Here is a 20,774-nt window from a genome sequence, read left to right as displayed (position 1 = left end):
ATGACGTTGCGAGTGGTTCCCGAGGGACTGGCGGCGGCGAGCGCGGCGGTGGAGGCGCTGACCGCGCAGCTGGCGGCGGCCCACGCCGCGGCCGCGCCGGCGATCACCGCGGTGGTGCCGCCGGCGGTGGACCCGGTGTCGCTGCAGACGGCCGCCGGGTTCAGCGCCCAGGGCCAGGAACACAGCGCCGTCGCCGCGCAGGGCGTCGAAGAGCTGGGCCGCGCCGGCGTGGGCGTGGGCGAGGCCGGGGTGAGCTATCTCGTGGGTGACACCGCGGCGGCCGCTACGTACGGGGTCACGGGCGCCTGACGATGACCGCGCCCATCTGGATGGCTTCGCCGCCCGAGGTGCACTCGGCGTTGCTCAGCGCCGGTCCGGGACCGGGCCCGCTCTTGGCGGCCGCCGGCGCGTGGACGTCGCTGAGCGCCGAATACGCCTCGGCGGCGGCCGAACTCACCTGCCTGGTGGGGTCGGTGCAGGCCGGGGCGTGGCAGGGCCCGAGCGCCGAGCGGTATGTGACCGCGCACGTGCCGTACCTGGCGTGGCTGGAGCAGGCCAGCGTCAACAGCGCGGGGGTGGCCGCGCAGCACGAGGTCGCGGCGGCGGCCTACACCGCCGCCCTGGCGACCATGCCGACGCTGCCGGAGCTGGCGGCCAACCACGTGATCCACGGCGTGTTGGTGGCCACGAATTTCTTTGGGGTCAACACGATTCCGATCGCCGTCAACGAGGCGGACTACGCGCGGATGTGGGTTCAGGCCGCCACCGCGATGGGTACCTATCAGGCCGCGTCGGGAGGCGCGCTGGCGGCGGCGCCCAGAACGGCGCCCGCACCGACCGTGGTGAATCCGGGTGCCGGCAGGGCCGGCAACGCCGCGGCCACCGCCGCGCAAAACAGCCCCACCTCGTGGCTGTCGAACCTGGTGCGGCAGCTGATGAAATTCCTCCAGGACGTCGTGCAGAATTTCGTCAAGCTCCTGCAGAACTTCCTGACGAATCCGGCGGGGGCGCTGGGGGGTTTCCCGCTGCTGTTCTTCGTCGCCTACGAGGTGGTCACCAACCTGCTCGGCTGGCCGACGTGGGCCATGATCTTGAGCGCGCCGTTCGTGCTGCCGCTGGCCATCGGCATCGGCTATTTTCTGCTGGTTGGTCCCGAGATCGCGCCGGTCGCGGAGGGCGCCGCGGGGGCAGCGCCGGTGGCATTGGCGCCCAAGGCTTCTCAGGTGCTTCCGGCGGCGGGCATGGCGTCGCCGGTAGCGAGTCCCGCCGGGGCCCCGGCGTCCACGCCCGCCGCGAGTTCCGCCGCGGCCGCAACCCCGGCCCCGGCGGCGGCCACCGGAAGCTTCGCCTACATCGTGGGTGGCGGCGCCGACCCCGAATCCGGCCTCGGGCCGACGGTGGGGGGCCGCGGTGGCATCAAGGCACCGGCCGCGACCGTCCCGGCGGCGGCCGCCGGGGTGCCGAGTCGCGCCGAGGCGCGGGCGCGGCGGCGCCGCCGGGCCGCGATGCGCGAGTACGGCGACGAATTCCTGGACATGGACTCCGACATCGGCGTCCCACCGGACTACGGCGAGGAGGAGCTCGCCGCCGCGATCGCGTCCGGGACCGGCGCCGGGAGGCTGGGATTCGCCGGCACCGCGCACAAGGACGAGGTGCCGCGGGCGACGGGGCTGACCCAGCTGGGCGGCGACGAGTACGGCGGCGGCCCGCGGACACCGATGGTGCCGGGAAGCTGGGATCACGACGACGAGACACCGAGTGAATCCGGGAGAGGGGCCCGCGACGGTTGACGAGACGGTGAGCAGCGTGGGAGTCAGTAACCGAAATCCGAAGGGAGAGAGATCAGTATGAGTATGTTGGATGCTCACATTCCGCAGTTGGTGGCCGCGCAATCGGCGTTCGGCGCCAAGACGGCGCTGATGCGCAGCACGATCAGTCAGGCCGAGCAGGAGGCGCTGTCGGCGCAGGCGTTCCACCAGGGCGAGGCCTCGATGGCGTTCCAGGCCGCCCACGCCCGCTTCGTGGAGGCGGCGGCCCGGGTGAACACCCTGCTCGACATCGCCCAGGCCAACCTCGGGGACGCCGCGGGCACCTACGTGGCCACCGACGCGGCGGCCGCCTCGAGCTACACCGGGTTCTGACCTCACCGACCAACACGCGAAAGGACTTGTGATGTCACAGATCATGTACAACTACCCGGCGATGCTGGCCCACGCCGCGGACATGTCGGGCTACGCCGGCACGCTGCAGGGGCTGGGCGCCGACATCGCCACCGAACAGGCCGCGCTGCAGAACGCCTGGCAGGGCGACACCGGGATGACGTATCAGGCCTGGCAGGCCCAGTGGAACCAGGCCATGGAAGACCTGGTGCGCGCCTACCAGGCGATGTCGACCACGCACGAATCCAACACGCTGGCCATGCTGGCCCGTGACACCGCCGAAGCCGCCAAATGGGGCGGTTAGCCCTGCCCGGATGAGCGTCGAACCCAACGCCGTCGAGCTGACGGTCGATCACGCGTGGTTCATCGCGGAAAGCATTGGGGCCGGGAGCTTCCCGTGGGTGCTGGCGATCACCACGCCGTATTGCGATGCCGCGCAGCGCGACGCGTTCTTCGAACGTCAGAAGGACGAACTGACCCGGTTGGGCCTGGTGTCCGACGACGGCTCCAAAACCGGGGCCATCAAGCCGGCGGTCGCCGATTGGATCCGGGTGGTGTGCTTCCCGGACCGGTGGCTGGACCTGCGCTTCATCGGGTCGGCAGGCGAGCTGCTGCGCGGCGTCGTCGCGCAGCGCGCCGGCGCCGCGGGTGGGCCCGCGAAAACCGTTGTCGCGCTGCGCAGCGCGCAGCTGATCACGTTCACCGCAATGGACGTCGACGATCCCCGGGCCCTGGTTCCGGTCCTCGGCGTCGGGCTCGCGCAGCGGCCGCCGGCCCGATTCGAGGAGTTCAGCCTGCCGGCGCGGGTCGGCGCCCGGGCCGACGAGCGGCTGCGGTCCGGCGCGCCACTGCCGGAAGTGCTTGACTACCTTGGCATTCCCGGATCGGCCCGGCGCATGGTGGAGTCGGTGTTCGCCGGCCCGCGCAGCTACGTCGAGATCGTCGCCGGCTGCCGCCGCGACGGACAGCACGCCACCACCGAGGTCGGCATGAGCATCGTCGACACCACCGAGGGCCGCGTGCTGGTCAGCCCGTCGCGCGCGTTCGACGGCGAATGGGTTTCGACCTTCAGCCCGGGGACACCGTTCGCCATCGCCGTCGCGGTCGAACAGCTGACCGCCCAACTGCCCGACGGCCATTGGTTTCCCGGCCAGCGGCTGTCCCGAGACTTTTCCGCAGACCTTTCCCCCGAGTACTCGGCAACCAGATAGAAAGAGAGCACGATGTCCCAGGAACGGCCCCAGCATGTTTCGAGGGTCCGGTGACCGCCGGCACCGTTATGCCGATCGTCCGTGTGGCCATCCTCGCGGACAGCAGGTTGACGGAGATGGCGCTGCCCGCGGAATTGCCGCTGCGCGAAATCCTGCCCGCGGTGCAGCGGTTGGCGGTTCCCGCCGCCCCGGACGACGAATCGGGTGACACCGACGGGACCCGGGCCGCGTCCCAGCTGAGCCTCGCCCCCGTCGGCGGGGCGCCGTTCAGCCTGGACGCCAGCCTGGACACCGTCGGAGTCGTGGACGGAGACCTGCTCGCGTTGCAGCCGGTGCCGGCCGGCCCGGCCGCGCCGGGCATCGTCGAGGACATCGCCGACGCCGCCATGATCTTCTCGACCTCCCGGCTGAAGCCCTGGGGCACAGCGCATATCCAGCGCGGGGCGCTGGCCGCGGTGATCGCCGTGGCCTTCGCCGCGACGGGCCTGGGCGTCACCTACCGGGTCGCGATCGGCGCGCCGGCCGGGCTGATCGCGGTCGGCGCGATCGCCGCGCTCATGGCGTTGGCCGGGCTGGTGATCCGGCCGCGCTCGGTGGGAGCCGGGACGGCGCTGTCGATCGCGGCGCTGGTGCCGATCGCTGCGGCCCTGGCGTTGGCGGTGCCCGGGAAATTCGGGCCGGCACAGCTGATGCTGGCCGCGGCCGGGGTCACCGCCTGGTCCCTGATCGCCATGCTGGTTCCCGGCGCCGAGCGCGAGCGAAGCGTCGGTTTCTTCACCGCGACGGCGGTGCTGGGCGCCGGGGTGTTGCTCGCGGCCGGTGCCGAATCGATCTGGCAATTACCGATATTGACCGTCGGCTGCGGGCTGATCGTGGCGGCCCTGCTGGTCACCGTCAGGGCGGCTCAGCTGTCCGCGGTGTGGGCACGCTTCCCGTTGCCGGTCATCCCGGCGCCGGGCGACCCCACCCCGTCGGCCCCGTCGCTGCGGGTGCTCGAGGACTTCCCGCGGCGCGTGCGCATCGGCGACGCGCACCAGAACGGTTTCATCGCGGGCGCGGTGCTGCTCAGCGTCCTGGGATCGGTGGCGATCGCGCTGCGCCCGGAGGCGCTGAGCGGCGTGGGCTGGTACGTGGTGGGGGCGACGGCGGTCGCGTCCATCCTGCGTGCCCGGGTGTGGGATTCGGCCGCGTGCAAGGCCTGGCTGCTCGCCCAGCCGTACCTGGTGGCCGGTGCCCTGTTGGTGCTCTACACCGCGACGGCACGCTACGGCGCCGCCCTGGGCGCGGTGGTGGCGCTCGCCGCGCTGATGCTCGCGTGGGTGGTGGTCGCGCTGAACCCGCGCATCGCGTCGCCGGACAGCTATTCGCTGCCCGCGCGGCGGCTGCTGGGCTTCGCCGCCGCCGGCCTCGATGGCTCGCTGATCCCGGTCATGGCGTATCTGGTGGGCCTGTTCGGCTGGGTACTCAATCGATGATCCGTTCCGGATTCGCCTGCGCCACAGCGGTCCTGGCCGCCGTGGCGTGGGCCTGTCCGCCGGCCTTCGCGGTCAGTCCGCCGGCGGTCGACCCCGGCGTGCAACCGCCCAGCGGAAACCCGGGCCCGGGGGAGCCGATGGAGCAGCGCGGCCCCTGCACCGTCTCCGGTGTCATGCCCGGCACCGATCCCGGTGTGGTGACCCGCAGCCAGGCGATGCTGAATCTCCCTGCGGCGTGGCAGTTTTCCCGCGGCGAGGGCCAGCTGGTTGCGGTCATCGACACCGGGGTGCGCCCGGGCCCGCGGCTGCCCAACGTCGACCCCGGCGGCGACTACGTGGAGACGACCGACGGCCTGACCGACTGCGACGGGCACGGCACCCTGGTCGCCGGGATCGTCGCCGGCCAGCCCGCCGGCGCGGACGGCTTCTCGGGGGTCGCCCCGGCGGCGCGGGTGCTGTCGCTGCGGGTGACGTCGGCGAAATTCTCACCGCGAACCCCGGGCGGCGACCCGATGATGGCGCGGGCCTCCTTCGACGTCGCGACGCTGGGCCGCGCCATCGTGCACGCCGCCGACCTGGGCGCCCGGGTGATCGACGTCTCCACCGTCACCTGCCTGCCCGCCGACCGGCCCGTCGACCAGGCCGCGCTGGGTGCGGCGATTCGCTATGCCGCCGTGGACAAGGACGCGGTGATCGTGGCCGCCGCGGGCAACACCGGCGCGACCGGGTCCATGGGCGGCGGAACGTCGTGCGAATCCAATCCGCTGACCGACCTCGGCCACCCCAACGACCCGCGGAACTGGGCCGGCGTCGCGTCGGTCTCCATCCCGTCGTGGTGGCAGCCGTACGTGCTGTCGGCGGCCTCGCTGACGCCGGACGGCCAGCCGTCGAAATTCACCGTGGCCGGGCCGTGGGTGGGGATCGCGGCGCCGGGCGAGAACATCGCGTCGGTGAGCAACCGCGACGGCGGCGGCCTGGCCAACGGCCTGCCCGACGACCACCAGCAGCAGGTCGCGCTGAGCGGCACCAGCTACGCGGCCGGCTACGTCGCCGGTGTGGCGGCGCTGGTCCGCAGCAAGTACCCCGATCTGCCGGCCACCCAGGTGGTGCACCGCATCACCGCGACCGCGCACAACGGCGCCCGGGCGCCGTCCAACCTGGTGGGCGCCGGCAGCATCGACCCGGTGGCGGCCCTGACCTGGGAGCTGCCCGCGGGCAACGGGCCGGCGACGGCGAAGCCGGTGGCCGTGCCGCCGGCGCCGGCGCCGAAGGACACCACACCACGGGCCATCGCGTTCGCCGGGACCGCCGGGCTGGCCTTGCTTGTCGCGGCCGTCGCCGCCGTCGCCGCGGTCGTCCGACGAAAGGAGACCACCTCGTGAGCCAGCTGCGCTCGATGCCGACTCCAGGCAGCGGCCGAATCACGTTGGCGGCGTTGGCCGTTGTGCCCGCGGCGCTGGCCTACCCCTGGCACTCCACCCGCGACCAATGGCTGCTCGGCATCGCCGTCGCCGTCGTGGTCCTGTTGTTCGGGTGGTGGCGGGGACTGTACTTCACCACGATCCTGCGTCGCCGGCTCGCGATCCTTGCGCGCCGAGCCGGATTCGTGCCCCGACCCAGTCCCGCCACCGAGACCACAGCGCTGCTGCGCGTCGGGGCGCCGGCCGGCGACTCGGCTGCGCTCCCGCTGCCGGTGCTCGCCCGGTATCTTGACCGCTACGGCATCCGTGCCGACAAGATCCGAATCATTAGCCGCGACAACGGTTCCGACGTGTCGCGCCGGGAGATCTGGATCGGGCTCACGGTATCGGCCGCCGACAACCTGACGGCGCTGCAGGCGCGCTCGCCGCGAATCCCGTTGCACGAGACGGCCGAGGTCGCGGTGCGCCGGCTCGCCGACCATCTGCGCGAGCTCGGCTGGCAGGCAGGTCTGGCCGACGCCGACGACGTGCCGCGGCTGCTCGATTCAAATGCTAGGGAGACGTGGCGCGGCGTGCGGCGCGGCGACTCGGATTACGTTGCCGCATACCGGGTCAGCGTGGACGGCGCGTGGCCCGAGACGTTGGCGGCGATCCGGTCGTATCCGACGCGCGAGACATTCACCGCGCTGGAGATCGCCGGCCGTGCATCGGGTGTCACGATCGCGGCCGCGTGCGCGTTTCGCACCGAGACCCCGCCGAAGCGCGGGGCGCCGCTGACCGGGCTGACGCCGCAACGCGGAAACCACCGCCCGGCGCTGGCGGCGCTGGACCCGTTGTCCACGCGACGACTCGATGGGCACACGGATGCGCCCGCCGACATGCTGGCGCGGCTGGACTGGCGCCTACTCGAACATGACACCGTGCAGGAAGCTGGTCATCCGGCGTAGGTAGTCGAGCTGGCTGACGTGCAGCACGTGACTGCCCGGAAACCAGTGCAGCGCACAGCGATCCCAATGCCGCCAGAGCATCTCGGCCTGGCCCGGCGGAGCCATCCGGTCACCGAGTCCGGTGATGATCATCCGACGCTCCCGGGGCACCAGCGGCCGGTAGTTCAGCGGGCAGTGATAGGACAGCCCGGCAGTCAGCTCGTCCCGGCCGATGCTGGACAGCCGTAGCCCCAGCCCGACGAGTTTGTTGGCCGGAAACCATTCGTCGAACATCGTCGCCGGGGTGATGACCGGGCAGTTGGGGATGACGGCGTCGAGCCGGTCCTCGACCGAGGCCACCAGCGCCGAGGTGTAGCCGCCCAGCGAGATCCCGGTCAGCGCAATGCGTTCCACACCGGTGTGGCGCAAATAGTCGACGATGGAACGGAAGTCGTGCACGGCCTGGGCCATCGCCTCCGCGAATCCGCTGAGCCCGCCGGCGAAATAGCCGAATCCGCTGAAGGGGGAGAGTCTTTCGGCCCGCCGACCGTGAAACGGCAACGTGTACATCAGCACGTCATAGCCGGACCGGTAGTACCACGGCAGGGAGAAGAACCGCCCGTTGGCCAGATACGACGAGCCCATGAAACCGTGGATGACGCACAGCGTGGGACGCGGCCCGTCGTCGTGGCGCCAGTGCTGCGCGCGCACGGTGTTGTTGGACGCCCACGCGCCCCATTGCCGGCGCATCGCGGGGTTGATCGCGGTGAAGCTGCTGGGAAAGGCGATGTTGTCCACCCGGCCGCGGGCGATCCACTCCGCGAGCCGACTGGCCGGCCGCGACGACACCCGCGGCAGTTCGGTGGGCGCCGGAAACGACTTCACCGGATCGTGCTCGGCCGCCAGCTCGGCGTAGAACTTCAGGTTGTCGCGCTCGCCGGCGGGCCCGCTCTGGCGCACCGACGCGGCGAGAACCACCGGCGCGACCGTGGTGGCCAGCACCGACGCCACCCAGGTGCGCAGCGCGAGATCGCCGGCGGCGGACGCCTCGACGACCACGCGCTGACGCGGTGACAGCGCCGAGCGCGGCGGCAACCCGTCGGCATCGGCACCCACGTCGGCGCCGGGGACGTCGGGAACCGGAACGGGCGGATCGATCGGATCCGTTTCGGGCGTCACGAACGCCGATGCTATCCCGCCGCGGCGCAATCCGAGGCCCACTCGGGCGGCGCGCGGACCGCACGGCGTAATACGGTCTTGTCTATCAGCGGAGTGGCGACGGTATCGATCAGGAGGACCGCCATGTGGGATCCCGACGTCTACCTGGCATTTGCCGACCATCGCAGCCGCCCCTTCTACGACTTGCTTTCGCGGGTGGGCGCCGAGCGCGCCCGCCGGGTGGTCGACCTCGGTTGCGGCCCCGGCCACCTGACCAAGTACCTGTCCAAGCGCTGGCCCGGCGCGGTGATCGAGGCGATGGACAGCTCACCGGAGATGGTCGCGGCCGCGCGAGAACGCGGCATCGACGCCACCACCGGCGACCTGCGGGACTGGAAACCCAAGCCCGACACCGACGTCGTGATCAGCAACGCCGCCCTGCACTGGGTGCCCGAACACGCCGACGTGCTGGTCCGGTGGACCGGTGAGCTGGCGCCCGGGTCGTGGATCGGCGCCCAGATCCCGGCCAACTTCGACACACCGTCGCATGCCGCGGTGCGGGCGGTGGCGCGTCGCGAACACTACGCAAAAACCCTGCGCGACATACCATTTCGCGTCGGCGCCGTCGTCCAGTCGCCAACGCATTACGCCAACCTGCTGATGGACGCCGGATGCAAGGTCGACGTCTGGGAGACCACCTACCTGCACCAGCTGACCGGTGAGCATCCGGTGCTGGAGTGGATCACCGGCACCGCGCTGGTCCCGGTGCGCGAGCGCCTCGACGACGAGGGCTGGGACCAATTCCGCAGCGAGCTCATCCCGCTGCTCGACGACGCCTACCCGGCCCGGGCCGACGGGACGACGATCTTCCCGTTCCGCCGCGTGTTCATCGTCGCCCAGGTCGGCGGCGCGCAGCGCTCAGGTGGGTAACCCCAGCGCCGCCGCCTCCTCCCGATAGCGGTCGACCCACTCGTCGGAGCGCTGGTCGGCCTGGCGCTCCAGCATCGGCGGGGGAGCCAGCTTCGGGTCCTGCCCGAGGGCGCCGAGGATGTCGGCGACGATCGACGTGAGGTTGCGCCACAGCACCGGGTAGGAGATGTCGATCGGTTCGATGGCTTCCTCGGCGAACCAAGCGCGCCAGCTGTTTTCCTGCCCGCGCAGGTTCTTGACGATGTGCGCGATGGCGCCGGCGTGGTAGACGGCCCGCTCGTCGCGCTCGGGGTCCGGCCTGCCCCGCCACACCCGGGTCTGCACGGCGCGCCAGAACGACACCGCCTGCGACACCACGTCCGGCCGATAGACGTGCACGTACACCGGTTCGCTGCCGATCACGTCGCGGATCGCCGCGCTCAGGGTGTCCCCGGAGCGGTCGGGCAGCTGCGATGCCCGCTGCCGCAGCAGCGGTGTCTGATTCCACATCAGCTTGCCGCCCCAGATCCCGTTGGGCGTGCGCCCGGAACTACGGATGTGCTCGCGCCAGGCGAGCGGCGTCGCGGGGTCGGGCGTGCCGGGCACCAGCGGATCGAGCAGCCGCAGGATCGATTCGTCCTCGGTGTCGGCGAACCACTGCCGGGGCTGGGGCGCCATTCCGGTGGTCGGCAGGTATTGGAAGAACTCCTGCGGTTCCCCGGCGCATCCGGTGGCGCGCAGCGATTCCACGAGCAGTGTGCTGCCGCTGCGCTGCGTGGCGAGAACCAGGTAGGACGTCGCGGACACCGGATGAGCCTACCGCGCAATTCATTCGGTGGGGCCGCCGGTGAATTAGCTTCACGCTGAACGCAACTATTGCACGCCTATTGCTCGGACGGCGCGGCCACCTCGTCGATGCCGCGGTCGGCGGCGATCGCCGAGCGGCTGGTGGGAGTCGTGCGATGGATCCGCAGATACGTCTCGGTGTAGCGCTGCGCGATGCGGGTGCCGGCGAACTCCGATGGAATGACGTCGCCGGTCCGTTGCCGCCAATCGTGCAGGCGGACAGCCAGATCGGCGGCGATCACCTCCATCCGGGTGCCGCCGCGGGCCAGCAGGTTGACCGTCTCGGTGGGATCGGCGCGCAGGTCGTAGAGTTCGCGCTGCGGGCGCGGCGCCTTGACGAAGGGCGCGACGGCCACGCCGGACGGGCTTTCCTCGATGTCCCACGGCAGGTCCAACAACGGCCGGGGCACGTAGTTCTCGATGTAGCTGTATTCCTTTGTGCGGATTGCGCGAATCGGATCGAACGAGTCGTGGTAGGTCTTCATCGTGTAGACGTGGTCGCGCACCGGGTCGGCGTGGTTGTCCGCCGTGAGCAGGGCGTGTGCGTGCGACACGCCCTCGACCTCGGCCGGGACGTCGAGGCCCAGCAGGTCCAGCAGCGTCGGGACCAGGTCGACGCCGCTGAACAGCTCGTCGTAGACGCGCGGTGCGATGTTCCGGTTGGTGGGCGGGCGGATCACCATGGCGATGCCGGTCCCCGCGTCGTACAGCGTGGATTTGGCGCGCGGGAACGCCGCCCCGTGATCGGTCAGGAACACCACCCAGGTGGTGGCGTCCAGCCCGGTCTCGGCCAGCGTGTCCAGGATCTTGCCCACCGCGGCGTCCGCCGTGGCGACCGACCCGTAGAAATCCGCGAGATCCTGGCGCACCTCCGGGGTGTCCGGCAGGTAGTCGGGCAGCTCGATGCCCTCGCTGTCGGCCGGTTCGTAGCGGTCCCGCGGGAAGGGCCGATGGGTTTCAAAGAACCCGGCCGACAACAGGAACGGTTGCTCGGACAGCACCGGCGGGCCGTCCTGCAGCCACTCCCCAACCCTGTCCACCACGTATTCGCAGTAGGAGTTCGACACGTCGAACTCGTCGAAGCCGAGGCGTTTCGGATAGGACGTCTCGTGTTGCATACCGAAAAGCGCTGAGTACCAACCCGACTCGGACAATATTTGCGGAAGGGTGCGGACCCCGCTGCGGTACTCCCAGCCGTGGTGGGCCAGGCCGACCAGCCCGTTGCTCTGCGGGTAGCGGCCGGTGAACAGCGATCCCCGGGATGGCGAGCACAGCGGCGCGGTGGCGTGCGCCCGGGTGAACAGGATGCCCTCCGCGGCAAGCTGGTCCACGCGTGGGCTCGACACGTCGGGGTTGCCGTAGATGCCGAGATTGCGTCCGAGGTCGTGCCAATGCACGATCAGCACGTTCTCGCGCGCCGTGTCCGTCACTTCTTCACCTCGCTGCCCGGCCGGCGGCGACGATACCGCAGCCCGCTGCGGGCCATCTGTGTGCGTCGGCCCATCACGCCGGCTCGTCGTCCCGCGCCGGTTCGCCCCAGCGGTTCTCGGAGACGAACTCCGATAGCGGCCGCGCAACCGCCCAGCCGTCGAGTTCCAGCGCCGGGCGCTCCGGGAACTCGGGCACCGGTCCCAGGCACAGGATGGCCACCGGTTCGGCGCCGGCGGGCATGCCCAGCAGCGCCGCCAACCGGCGCGGATCGAACAGCGACACCCAGCCCATGCCGAGGCCTTCGGACCGCGCGGCCAGCCACAGGTTCTGGATCGCGCACGACACCGACGCGAGGTCCATCTGCGGCAGCGTCCGCCGTCCGAAGACGTGTCGCCCGCGGTCGTCGCCCAGCGCGACGACGAACAGTTCGGCGCAGTCCAGGATGCCCTCGACCTTGAGCGCCAGGAACTCCTCGCCCCGCTCGCCCAGGGCCGCGGCGGTGCGCGGGCGTTCCTCGTCGACCAGCGCGTGGATGCGCCTGCGCAGCAGGTCGTCGGTGATCCGGATGAAGCGCCAGGGCTGCATCAGGCCGACGCTGGGCGCGGCGTGGGCGGCCTGCAGCAACCGCACCAGCACGTCGTCGGGCACCACGGCGCCCGGCACGAAGCGGCGCATGTCGCGGCGTTCGGAGATCACCCGGTACACGGCCCGCCGCTCCTGCGGATCGAATGCGTGATCGCTCACACGGCCATCGTAAGAATGCCGGGGTGGAAAATGCTCCAGAGCGTGCATGACGAAGGGAGTGTCGCGTGAAGCTTTCCCGCAATTTCGAGGCGTTCGAGCAGCTGCCCACCGACGGCAGCGCCACGGGTGCCTACGGCGAGCCCTACCAGACGGCCGACGGTGCGACCGTGATCCCGGTGGCCAAACCGGTCGGAATCTTCGTGATCCGCGGCGGCGAGGCGTCCTGGGTGCCGGCCGTGGACGCCAACCGGATGGCGCTGATCGGCGTGGTCACCGGCCTGCTGGCGGCGGTGATCGGCTGCCTGGCGGTGCTGCGGCAGCCGCCCTGGCCGCGGATAACGATCACGGGCTGACTCACGGGCTGTAGGTGACGCCGACGGCGCGGAAGACGTAGTCGGCCGGCATGTCGAAGGCCAGCGACCGCAGCGGCAGCTTGTCCAGCACATCCTCGGGGATGGCGGCCTTGTAGTGCAGCGACAGCTCGCCGCTGAACTTCGGGTCGACCTCGGCGACGTCGAGATCGACCTGCAACCCGGTCGGCGAGATCTCGGCCCTGGCCGCGCCGGTCTGGGGCGCGTCCCAGCGCACGTCGACGGTCGGGCCGGCAAGCTTGGGCAGCATCGACAGCGTCGCCAGCACCCGCTCCGCGGTGAAGACCAGCGATCCGGTGTAGCTGGCGACGCTGTGCGGCACCCGCGCGCCCGGGATGACGCCGCTGAACCGCCGGGTCACGGCGACGTAGTCGGCGAGGTAGATCAGGCCCTCCGCCTCGACCTGAGCGTGCAGGTCGTCGGGTAGCTTGCCGATGCCGAACAACCTTCGGACAAAGACCGCCATGACCCCAGTATCCCCGGGATGCCGGGGGGCCGGCCACTTCGCGAGCGTTGACTGTGCAGCCAGGGCGTTGGCAGTGAAGCCAGGGCGTTGGCAGTTACACCAGGGCGTTGGCAGTGAAGCCAGGGCGGAGAAATCGCCGGATACACGCCGTAGCTTCACTGCCGAAGCCGTAGCTTCACACTCAAAGCCGCACCTTCACACCCCCGTTGCGCCCGTTGGTGTTTCGGCCCTCGACCGTTTGGTCACGGCGCGGTGACCCAACTGGAGCTAAAGCTTTACTTGACCCCAAGGATGTCGTCAGCTGACGATTGACTCCATGCGCCGACTGCTCGCTTTGCTGTGCGCCGCGGCATGCGCGATCTTCGTGTCCGTGTTGCTCGCGCCGGTGAGCGGCGCGGCCACCCCCTGGTTTGCGAACTCGGTTGGCAATGCCACGCAAGTGGTTTCGGTGGTGAGCACCGGCGGTTCGAACGCGACGATGGACATCTACCAGCGCACCGCCACCGGCTGGCAGGCACTGCGGACCGGCATTCCCACCCACGTCGGTTCGGCGGGCATGGCGCCCCAGGCCAAGAGCGGGGTTCCGGCCACCCCGATGGGCGTGTACACCCTCGACTCCGCCTTCGGCACGGCGCCGAATCCCGGTACTGGACTGCCGTATACCCAGGTCGGGCCGAATCACTGGTGGAGCGGCGACGACCACAGCCCCACGTTCAACACCATGCAGGTCTGTCAGAAGGCGCAGTGCCCGTTCAACACGGCGGAGAGTGAGAACCTGCAAATCCCGCAGTACAAGCACGCGGTCGTGATGGGGGTCAACAAGAACAAGGTTCCCGGCGGCGGCGCCGCGTTCTTCTTCCACACCACCGACGGTGCGCCGACGGAGGGTTGCGTGGCCATCGACGACGCGCAGCTGGTGTCGATCATGAAATGGCTGCGGCCCGGCGCGGTGATCGCGATTACGAAGTAGCCGCCGCTAGGTCGCGACGGCGCGGCCCGGTTTGATCTTGAAGTCCATGCCCGCCAACGACATCGTCGCGTCGTAGGTTCTGTCGTAACCGGTTCCGCTGATCTTCCAACCGTCGTCGGTGCGCCGGTAGGTGTCGCGGTAGAAGGCGGCACCGATCAGCATGAAGTTGAGGTCGGCGACGATGACGCGGTCCTGCAGATACCAACTGCCCGTTGCGGTGTCGCCGTCCACGATGATCTCCGGGTGGGTCACCCGGTGCTCGGTGATGACGTTGAGGGGAAGCGACGTACGCATGTACTCGACCAGGTCGGCGCGGTTGGTGAAGTGCAGTTCGTTGCCGATCGACGGGCCGTAGTCGGCCTTGATGTCGTCGGCCAGGGTGTCGGCGAAGTCGTCCCAGTGTTTGGTGTCCAGCGCGCGCAGGTAGCGGTACTTGACTTGCTTGATCGCTTCGATGTCGGCGAAGTCTTGAGGGGTCATCCGGTCATTGCAGCACATGGGTATCGGTCGGCTGCGGCCGCATCGACGCATCGCCCAGACTGAAGCCACGGTCACGTTCCACGGCGTGTTGTGTGCGTGGTTTACGTGTCGCGGTAGCCCTGACCGTCGGACAGGTAGCCGGTGACCATGTCGATCAGGGCGCGTCGCTCCAGGCTCCAGTCGATCGCCGTCCCGGTGATCATCTGCGCCAGCACCACGCCCCGCAGCGCGGCCCAGATAACCTCGGCCACAACGGCATTCGCCGGATCCTCGGTGATCAGCCGGCCCAGCTCGCCGATCGCGGAGTTCATTTCGAGCAGGTGGCGCCGCGAGGACTCGCCGGGGCCGCCGCGGGTGACCCGCAGGATTTCGAAGGCCGCCATCGAGGTCGGGCTGCTGTAGCAGCTCCAGGCGGTGTCGACGACGACCTCGATGCGCTCGCGCAGCGGCAGTTCGCTCACGTCGGCCGACGACAGGCTCTCGATCAGCCTGTCGACACCGTCGTCGACGACGGCCATCAGCAGGCCGTGGCGGTCACCGAAGTGGTACTGGATGACCCCCCACGTCACGCCCGCGCGCTCGGCCACGTGCTTGGCGGTGGCCGCGGCGAACCCCTCCTCCACGATGCAGCGCACCGTCTCGTCGATGATTCGCGCCCGGGTGTCGTCGCCGCGCTTGCGGGGCGCGCTGGTGCGCCGGGTCGGGCCGACGGGGCGCCCGGACGTCTGGCCTGCAACAATGGACATTGTTGACTTTATAACATAGTCGAGTCTATTTTTGGGCGGTGAGCCGATCCCGATACGCTCAACTGTCGCGCGAGCAGCTGGCCATCCTGGTCCCCGAACTGCTCCTGATCGGGCACATGATCGACCGCTCCGGCATGGCCTGGTGCATCAAGGAGTTCGGCCACGAGGAGATGGTGCAGATCGCCATCGAGGAGTGGGCGGGCGCCAGCCCGATCTACACCAAGCGCATGCAGCGGGCCCTGAACTTCGAGGGCGACGACGTGCCCACCATCTTCAAGGGCCTGCAACTCGACATCGGCGCACCGCCGCAATTCATGGATTTCCGGTACACCATCCACGACCGCTGGCACGGCGAATTCCAGCTCGACCACTGCGGCGCCCTGCTCGACGTGGAGCCGATGGGCGAGGAGTACGTCTTCGGGATGTGCCACACCATCGAGGATCCGACGTTCGACGCCACCGCCGTGGCGACCAACCCGCGCGCGCAGATGCGCCCCATCCACCGGCCGCCGCGCCAACCCGCGGACCGCCATCCGCACTGCGCGTGGACGGTGATCATCGACGAGTCCTATCCGGAGGCCGAAAGCATTCCGGCGCTGGACATCGTTCGTCAAACCCGCGCTGCGACATGGGAACTCGACCCCATCGACCGATCCGGGCAGGGTCAGCCGGACTACTCCGGTCCGCTGCTCTCCGATTTCGACTTCGGCGCGTTCTCGCACTCGGCGCTGGTCCGGATGGCCGACGAGGTCTGCCTGCAGATGCACCTGCTGTACCTGTCGTTCGCGATCGCGGTGCGCAAACGCGCCGCCGCCGATGCCGAGGCCGTCTCGGTGGGCACCCGCGGCCTGATCGGCCTCGCCGGGCTGGCCGCCGAACGGATTCACCGCGCGCTGGAACTGCCCGACGGAATAGAAGGCGCGATGCGGGTTTTCGGGCTGCACCCGCTGCTGAACCCCGCGGGCTACGTGGTGGCGGAGATCGACGGCGACCGCCTGGCCGTGCACGCCTCGCCGGCCCACGACGATCGCGCGTGGATCTCGCTGTGCTCACCCGAATCCGTGCAGCCGCTACAGGCGATCGTCACCGCCGTGAATCCGCGGCTCGCGGTTGAGGTTTGCGGCACGAGCACCGACTGGGTTGCGAAGGTGGTCGAAACCGATACGCCGGCGGACGAACTGCCAGAGGTATCGGTCGCCAAAGTCAGTCGCGGATCGTCGTTCCAATTCGAGCCGAGGCGTTCGCTGCCGCTGACCGTGGTGTGAACCCGAAGCGCCGCGACGCGTTTTGTCAAGGGGTTTTTGGTACCGCTTCGGTGACACAACCGCATCGGCCGTATACCAATGGCATTGCAACCCATCTGCTTTGAGCGTGTCCACGGATATGGTTGACGCTGGCCACCGACCCCTATAGACGAAAGTTTTCGATCTATGTACGACCCGCTTGGGTTGTCGATCGGGACCACGAACCTGGTCGCAGCGAGTAACGGAAGTCCACCGGTTTCGCGCCGTGCTGTGCTTACGTTATATCCGCATTGCGCGCCGAAAATCGGCTTGCCCGACGAAAATCCAAACCTGACGGAGCCGGGCGTGCTGATGAGCGGCTTCGTGGAGCGCGTCGGGGATTCGGTGGCGCTGGTGTCACCCGACGGATCGGCTCACGACCCGGACCTCCTGCTGGTCGAGGCCCTGGACGCCATGGTGCTCGCCGCCGGCGCGGACGCGGCCTCGTCGGAGATCTCGATCGCCGTTCCCACGCACTGGAAGCCCGGCACCGTGCAGGCGCTGCGCGACGGGTTGCGGACGCATCTGGGTTTCGTGCGCAGCGGCATGGCTCCTCGCCTGGTGTCGGACACGATCGCGTCGCTGACCGCCGCGAACGCCGAGCTGTGCCTGGCCGCCACCGGCGTGGTCGGACTGCTCGATTTCGGCGGCTCGGGCACCTCCGCGACACTGGTGAACCTCGCCGGAGACTTCGAGGCCGTCAGTCCCACATTGCGTTTCGCAGAGTTCTCCGGTGACGAGATCGACCAGGCGCTGATGCTCCTCGTGTTCGAGGAACTCGGGCACGGCAGCGGCATCGACCCCGCCAGCACCGCGGCCGTCGGCCAGCTCGGCCAGCTCAGGGAGCAGTGCCGCGCGGCCAAGGAACAGTTATCCACCGACACCGCAGTCGAATTCGCCGCCGAGCTCGGCGGCCGCCGGTGCACCCTGCGGCTGACCCGAGACGAGCTGGGGGACCTGATCCAGGATCGGCTCACCGGGTTCATCTACGCGCTCGACAAGATGCTGGCCCGCCAGCACAAGAGCTGGACGGACCTGTCGGCGGTTGTCACCGTCGGCGGCGGTGCCAGCATTCCGCTTGTCACCGAGCGTCTTTCGGTGCACTCGCGCAGGCCGGTCGTCACGCCGTCGCAGCCCGCGTTCGCGGCCGCGGCCGGCGCGTTGATGCTGGCCTCCCGCGGCGAGGCGTTGGACATCCGCACGCGCACGTCCATCGGCCTGCTCACCGCGACCGCCGGCGGCGACGTCCTCGATCACCCGGCCAGCGACGTGCTGGTGATCGATCACGACGCGATGACGGATCGCGAGTTGGCGTGGTCGCAAACCGAATACCCCGGCGACGTTCGGTTGCCGTACAGCCCCGCCGCCTACGACGAGGACGGGCCGTCGGGATGGTCGATGCGCCTCAACGTGATCGAGCCGCCGCCCAGGGAACGGGCCTGGCGACGTTTCCGGCTGTCCCAGTTGATCGTCGGGATGAGCGCCCTGGTGGCCATGACCGCGGTCGGCGGTGTGGCGTACTCGCTGACGGGCCTCGAACACCGGCAGGCGCCCCCCGCGCCCAGCGTCGCGCCGGTTCCGACGCAACCGCCCTCGGTGGTGCCGAGCCCGCTTCCCCCGCCGCCCACGGCGGTGCCGCCGCCGCCCAGCGCGCAACCGGTGCCCACCACCGTGCCGCCGCCGCCTCCGCCGCCGCCACCGTCGTCACCGCCCCCACCACCGGTGGTCGTGACGACGCCGGAACCGCCGGTCGTCACGACGCACCGTCCCGCGCCACCGCCGACGACGACCCAGCCGCCGACCACGACCCAGCCCCCGACCACCACGCCGACGACGACACCCCCGCCGCCCAGCACGACAACGCCGACGACCACCACCACAACCACGACGGTGCCGATGACCACGGAGTGGATCCACGTTCCGCTGCTACCGGTGCCGATCCCGGTTCCGGTCCCGGCGAACCAGGCGCCGCAGACCCCGCAGGCACCACAGGGGCCGCAGTATTCGCAATATCCTCCGCAGTATCCGCAGTATCCCCAATATCCGCAGTACCCGGGCGACGGCACCGTCCAGAATCCGTACCTGACCCCCGGCTACTAACAGGACCTAGCAAGGCTCTTTGAGCCCAATCACTCCAGCGGCGCACCCGGCAGCACGGGAGTAGCGTTGAAGCAGCCCCATTCCGGGCTGGGGGCGTGTCTTGGCGATGCCCCCCGAAAATGCCCTCTGAAGAGGCATAGGAGGATTGGGAGGCGCGGTTTGGATTTCGTTCTCGGGGTGTCGATGGCTCCCACGACGGTCCGCATGGTCCTGATCGAGGGCCAGGACGCCGACGGCGTAACGGTCGAAGAGGACACCTTCGAGGTGGTTGCCGGGCAGGGCTCGGCCTCCGGGGCGGCCGACCAGGTGATCGGCGCGATCGTCGGGACCCGCGAAGCCGCGGCCGAGGGCGGCTACCGGTTGGCATCGACGGGTGTGACCTGGACGGACCCGGCCGAGGCCGCCGGGCTGCGCGATGCGCTCGCCCGCTGCGACATCGGCGGCGTCATGCTGGTCTCCCCGCTGCTCGCCGCGGCCGCGTTGGCGCAGACGGTGGGTGCCGCGATCGACTACGAGCACATCGCGATGGTCTTCGTCGAGCCCGACAGCGCGACGCTGGCCGTCGTCGAGATTGCCGACGGCTCCCTCGTCGAGCTGCACCGACGGACCCTGACCGGAGCCGGCGCACCGGGCCGGGAGGCCGCCGTCGCGGCCGAGCTGGCGGCGATGGTCGCCGGCCTGGACGCGACGCGAGTGCGGGCGGACGGCGTCTTCATCGTCGGCTGCGGCGTCGACATCGTCGGAATCAAGGCCGCGCTCGAGGCGGCGACCCCACTGCCCGTGACCGCGCCCGAGGAGCCGGACATGGCGCTGGCCCGCGGCGCGGCGCTGGCGTCGGCGAATGCGCCGTTGTTCGCGTCGTCGACGGCCGCCCTGGCGTATGCGCTGGACCCGGGCACCGGAGAGCTGAATCCCGGCGCGCTGAGCCCGACCTACCTCGACATCACCGGCAACTCCGGAATCGGGGCGCTGGCCTACAGCGCCGTCGACGACACCGCGGTCAGCGAGCCGCGACAGCGGCGCGCGCCCATGGTCCTGGCCGCCGGCGCGCTGGTCGCGATCGGCGCCGCCGCGGCCGGGGTGGTGCTGGTGTCGCTGCCGTCCGACGGGCCGACGACGGCCCTGCAACAGAAGCCCCGCGTGAGCGCCGCGCCACAGCAGCCACCGGCCCGGGCGCCCAGCACGCCGCCCGAGGCGCAGGCGCCCGCGCCCAGCCCCTCGCCGCCGCCCGCCGTGGCCGCCCCGCCGCCCGCGCCCGAGGTGGCCGCCCCGGCCCCGCCGCCGACGGCGGAGCCGGCGCCGCACACCGTGGTGAACACGCCACCGCCCCGTCGCACACCGTCGCAGCGGGCCCCGGAGGCCGCGCCGGCCCCCGCGCCGCAGGCACCGGCCGCCGTGCCGTCGCCGCAGCCGCAGTACGCGGCGCCCCCGCAGTACACGCCGCCGCCCCCGCAGTACACGCCGCCGCCGGCGCCGCCCCCGCAGTACCAGCCGGCCCGGCCGCCGCTGACGATGTACCTGCATCTGCCGTTCGTCACGGTCCCCATTCCGATCAACCCGCCGCCGCCGCCCGCCCCGCCGCCGTAGGCCCGCGCGGACCGTCCGTGGCAGACGGCGGCGGCGAGGCGCACACTGGGCAATAACTCCGACGACCAAACAGGAGGTCCCGTGGGCGAGCACGGTGCGTTCGGGTTCGATCCCGACGACTTCGACCGCATGATCAGGGAGGGCAGCGAGGGACTGCGCGAGCTGTTCGAGCGTATCGGCAATTTTGTGGCCGCTCCCGGCGGACGGGCGGGGTGGTCGGCAGTCTTCGAGGACCTGTCGCGGCGGCCCCGGTCCGGGCCGGAAACCACCGGCGAGGCCGGTGACGGCGTCTGGGCCATCTACACGGTGGACGAAGACGGCGGCGCTCGCGTCGAACAGGTCTACGCCACCGAACTCGACGCGCTGCGCGCCAACAAGGACAACGTGGACCCGAAGCGCAAGGTGCGTTTCCTGCCGTACGGCATCGCGGTCAGCGTGCTCGACGACGATTCGGAAGAACCGGCGCAGTAATCACACTGGGGCAGCACGCA

22 protein-coding genes are annotated in these 20,774 nt (G+C 70.4%); 15 read left to right on the top strand and 7 right to left on the bottom strand.

The window, feature by feature from the left end:
• The 8 genes from AC5Y6X_RS24090 (at nt 1) to eccE (ending at nt 7,213) form a co-directional block, all read left to right on the top strand.
• The gene (locus AC5Y6X_RS24090; protein WP_499989636.1) at nt 1–309 is read left to right on the top strand and encodes a PE family protein; all 309 of its coding nucleotides are present in this window, start codon (nt 1–3) and stop codon (nt 307–309) included.
• Nucleotides 310–311: 2 nt separating this feature from the next.
• Nucleotides 312–1,790, top strand: coding sequence for a PPE family protein (locus AC5Y6X_RS24085; protein WP_499989635.1), 1,479 nt, complete (start codon nt 312–314; stop codon nt 1,788–1,790).
• A gap of 57 nt (nt 1,791–1,847) precedes the next feature.
• Nucleotides 1,848–2,141, top strand: coding sequence for a WXG100 family type VII secretion target (locus tag AC5Y6X_RS24080; RefSeq protein ID WP_499989634.1), 294 nt, complete (start codon nt 1,848–1,850; stop codon nt 2,139–2,141).
• Nucleotides 2,142–2,172: 31 nt separating this feature from the next.
• Nucleotides 2,173–2,463: a WXG100 family type VII secretion target gene (locus AC5Y6X_RS24075; RefSeq protein ID WP_324682210.1), complete on the top strand. Its 291-nt coding sequence runs from the start codon at nt 2,173–2,175 to the stop codon at nt 2,461–2,463.
• 10 nt (nt 2,464–2,473) lie between these two features.
• Nucleotides 2,474–3,370: an ESX secretion-associated protein EspG gene (locus tag AC5Y6X_RS24070; protein WP_499989633.1), complete on the top strand. Its 897-nt coding sequence runs from the start codon at nt 2,474–2,476 to the stop codon at nt 3,368–3,370.
• Nucleotides 3,371–3,438: 68 nt separating this feature from the next.
• On the top strand, nt 3,439–4,845 hold the full coding sequence (gene eccD, locus AC5Y6X_RS24065) for a type VII secretion integral membrane protein EccD (protein ID WP_499989692.1): 1,407 nt from the start codon (nt 3,439–3,441) through the stop codon (nt 4,843–4,845).
• Nucleotides 4,842–6,227, top strand: a complete 1,386-nt coding sequence (mycP, locus tag AC5Y6X_RS24060) for a type VII secretion-associated serine protease mycosin (RefSeq protein WP_499989632.1) — start codon at nt 4,842–4,844, stop codon at nt 6,225–6,227. Before eccD ends, mycP begins: the two co-directional genes overlap by 4 nt.
• Nucleotides 6,228–6,241: 14 nt before the next feature.
• Nucleotides 6,242–7,213, top strand: a complete 972-nt coding sequence (eccE, locus tag AC5Y6X_RS24055; protein ID WP_499989691.1) for a type VII secretion protein EccE — start codon at nt 6,242–6,244, stop codon at nt 7,211–7,213.
• Here the strand turns inward: eccE and AC5Y6X_RS24050 are convergent.
• Nucleotides 7,169–8,371, bottom strand: a complete 1,203-nt coding sequence (locus AC5Y6X_RS24050) for an alpha/beta hydrolase family protein (RefSeq protein WP_499989631.1) — start codon at nt 8,369–8,371, stop codon at nt 7,169–7,171. The two genes, eccE and AC5Y6X_RS24050, sit on opposite strands and share 45 nt — an antisense overlap.
• Before the next feature lie 123 nt (nt 8,372–8,494).
• Here AC5Y6X_RS24050 and AC5Y6X_RS24045 point away from each other — a divergent pair, with 123 nt between their 5' ends.
• Nucleotides 8,495–9,280, top strand: a complete 786-nt coding sequence (locus tag AC5Y6X_RS24045) for a trans-aconitate 2-methyltransferase (RefSeq protein WP_499989630.1) — start codon at nt 8,495–8,497, stop codon at nt 9,278–9,280.
• On the opposite strand, the gene stf0 is transcribed toward AC5Y6X_RS24045, so the two are convergent.
• From stf0 to bluB, 3 genes are all read right to left on the bottom strand, one after another.
• On the bottom strand, nt 9,269–10,066 hold the full coding sequence (gene stf0 / locus AC5Y6X_RS24040) for a trehalose 2-sulfotransferase (RefSeq protein WP_499989629.1): 798 nt from the start codon (nt 10,064–10,066) through the stop codon (nt 9,269–9,271). The genes AC5Y6X_RS24045 and stf0 overlap by 12 nt on opposite strands.
• 77 nt (nt 10,067–10,143) lie before the next feature.
• Nucleotides 10,144–11,535: a sulfatase family protein gene (locus tag AC5Y6X_RS24035; protein ID WP_499989628.1), complete on the bottom strand. Its 1,392-nt coding sequence runs from the start codon at nt 11,533–11,535 to the stop codon at nt 10,144–10,146.
• Between the two features lie 73 nt (nt 11,536–11,608).
• Nucleotides 11,609–12,280, bottom strand: coding sequence for a 5,6-dimethylbenzimidazole synthase (gene bluB, locus AC5Y6X_RS24030; RefSeq protein ID WP_499989627.1), 672 nt, complete (start codon nt 12,278–12,280; stop codon nt 11,609–11,611).
• A gap of 65 nt (nt 12,281–12,345) precedes the next feature.
• Here bluB and AC5Y6X_RS24025 point away from each other — a divergent pair, with 65 nt between their 5' ends.
• On the top strand, nt 12,346–12,633 hold the full coding sequence (locus AC5Y6X_RS24025) for a hypothetical protein (protein ID WP_499989626.1): 288 nt from the start codon (nt 12,346–12,348) through the stop codon (nt 12,631–12,633).
• A 1-nt stretch (nt 12,634) separates the two neighbouring features.
• Here the strand turns inward: AC5Y6X_RS24025 and AC5Y6X_RS24020 are convergent, their stop codons facing one another.
• Entirely contained in the window at nt 12,635–13,117 is a 483-nt protein-coding gene (locus AC5Y6X_RS24020; protein ID WP_499989625.1) for a hypothetical protein, read from the bottom strand.
• A gap of 316 nt (nt 13,118–13,433) precedes the next feature.
• Between AC5Y6X_RS24020 and AC5Y6X_RS24015 the strand changes: the two genes are divergently transcribed.
• Nucleotides 13,434–14,087 (top strand): L,D-transpeptidase family protein, encoded by a 654-nt coding sequence (locus AC5Y6X_RS24015; RefSeq protein WP_499989624.1) that lies wholly within the window; start codon nt 13,434–13,436, stop codon nt 14,085–14,087.
• A gap of 6 nt (nt 14,088–14,093) precedes the next feature.
• On the opposite strand, the gene AC5Y6X_RS24010 is transcribed toward AC5Y6X_RS24015, so the two are convergent.
• Together AC5Y6X_RS24010 and AC5Y6X_RS24005 are read right to left on the bottom strand one after the other, a co-directional pair.
• Nucleotides 14,094–14,585, bottom strand: a complete 492-nt coding sequence (locus AC5Y6X_RS24010) for a nuclear transport factor 2 family protein (protein ID WP_499989690.1) — start codon at nt 14,583–14,585, stop codon at nt 14,094–14,096.
• Between the two features lie 83 nt (nt 14,586–14,668).
• Nucleotides 14,669–15,313, bottom strand: a complete 645-nt coding sequence (locus AC5Y6X_RS24005; RefSeq protein ID WP_499989623.1) for a TetR/AcrR family transcriptional regulator — start codon at nt 15,311–15,313, stop codon at nt 14,669–14,671.
• 38 nt (nt 15,314–15,351) lie between these two features.
• Here AC5Y6X_RS24005 and AC5Y6X_RS24000 point away from each other — a divergent pair, with 38 nt between their 5' ends.
• The 4 genes from AC5Y6X_RS24000 to AC5Y6X_RS23985 all read left to right on the top strand — a co-directional run bounded on the left by AC5Y6X_RS24000 (nt 15,352) and on the right by AC5Y6X_RS23985 (nt 20,754).
• A complete protein-coding gene (locus AC5Y6X_RS24000) occupies nt 15,352–16,578 on the top strand; it encodes a hypothetical protein (protein WP_499989622.1) in 1,227 nt (408 codons plus the stop codon).
• A 165-nt stretch (nt 16,579–16,743) separates the two neighbouring features.
• On the top strand, nt 16,744–18,696 hold the full coding sequence (locus AC5Y6X_RS23995; RefSeq protein WP_499989621.1) for an Hsp70 family protein: 1,953 nt from the start codon (nt 16,744–16,746) through the stop codon (nt 18,694–18,696).
• Nucleotides 18,697–18,855: 159 nt separating this feature from the next.
• Nucleotides 18,856–20,283, top strand: a complete 1,428-nt coding sequence (locus AC5Y6X_RS23990) for a DUF7159 family protein (RefSeq protein WP_499989620.1) — start codon at nt 18,856–18,858, stop codon at nt 20,281–20,283.
• Between the two features lie 81 nt (nt 20,284–20,364).
• Entirely contained in the window at nt 20,365–20,754 is a 390-nt protein-coding gene (locus AC5Y6X_RS23985; protein ID WP_499989619.1) for an Rv0313 family protein, read from the top strand.
• The last annotated feature ends 20 nt before the right edge of the window (nt 20,755–20,774 follow it).

This window comes from Mycobacterium sp. NGS26, from assembly GCF_059813025.1.
The sequence above is the reverse complement of the archived record's forward strand: the minus strand, read 5'-3'. Positions and strand labels throughout refer to the sequence as shown.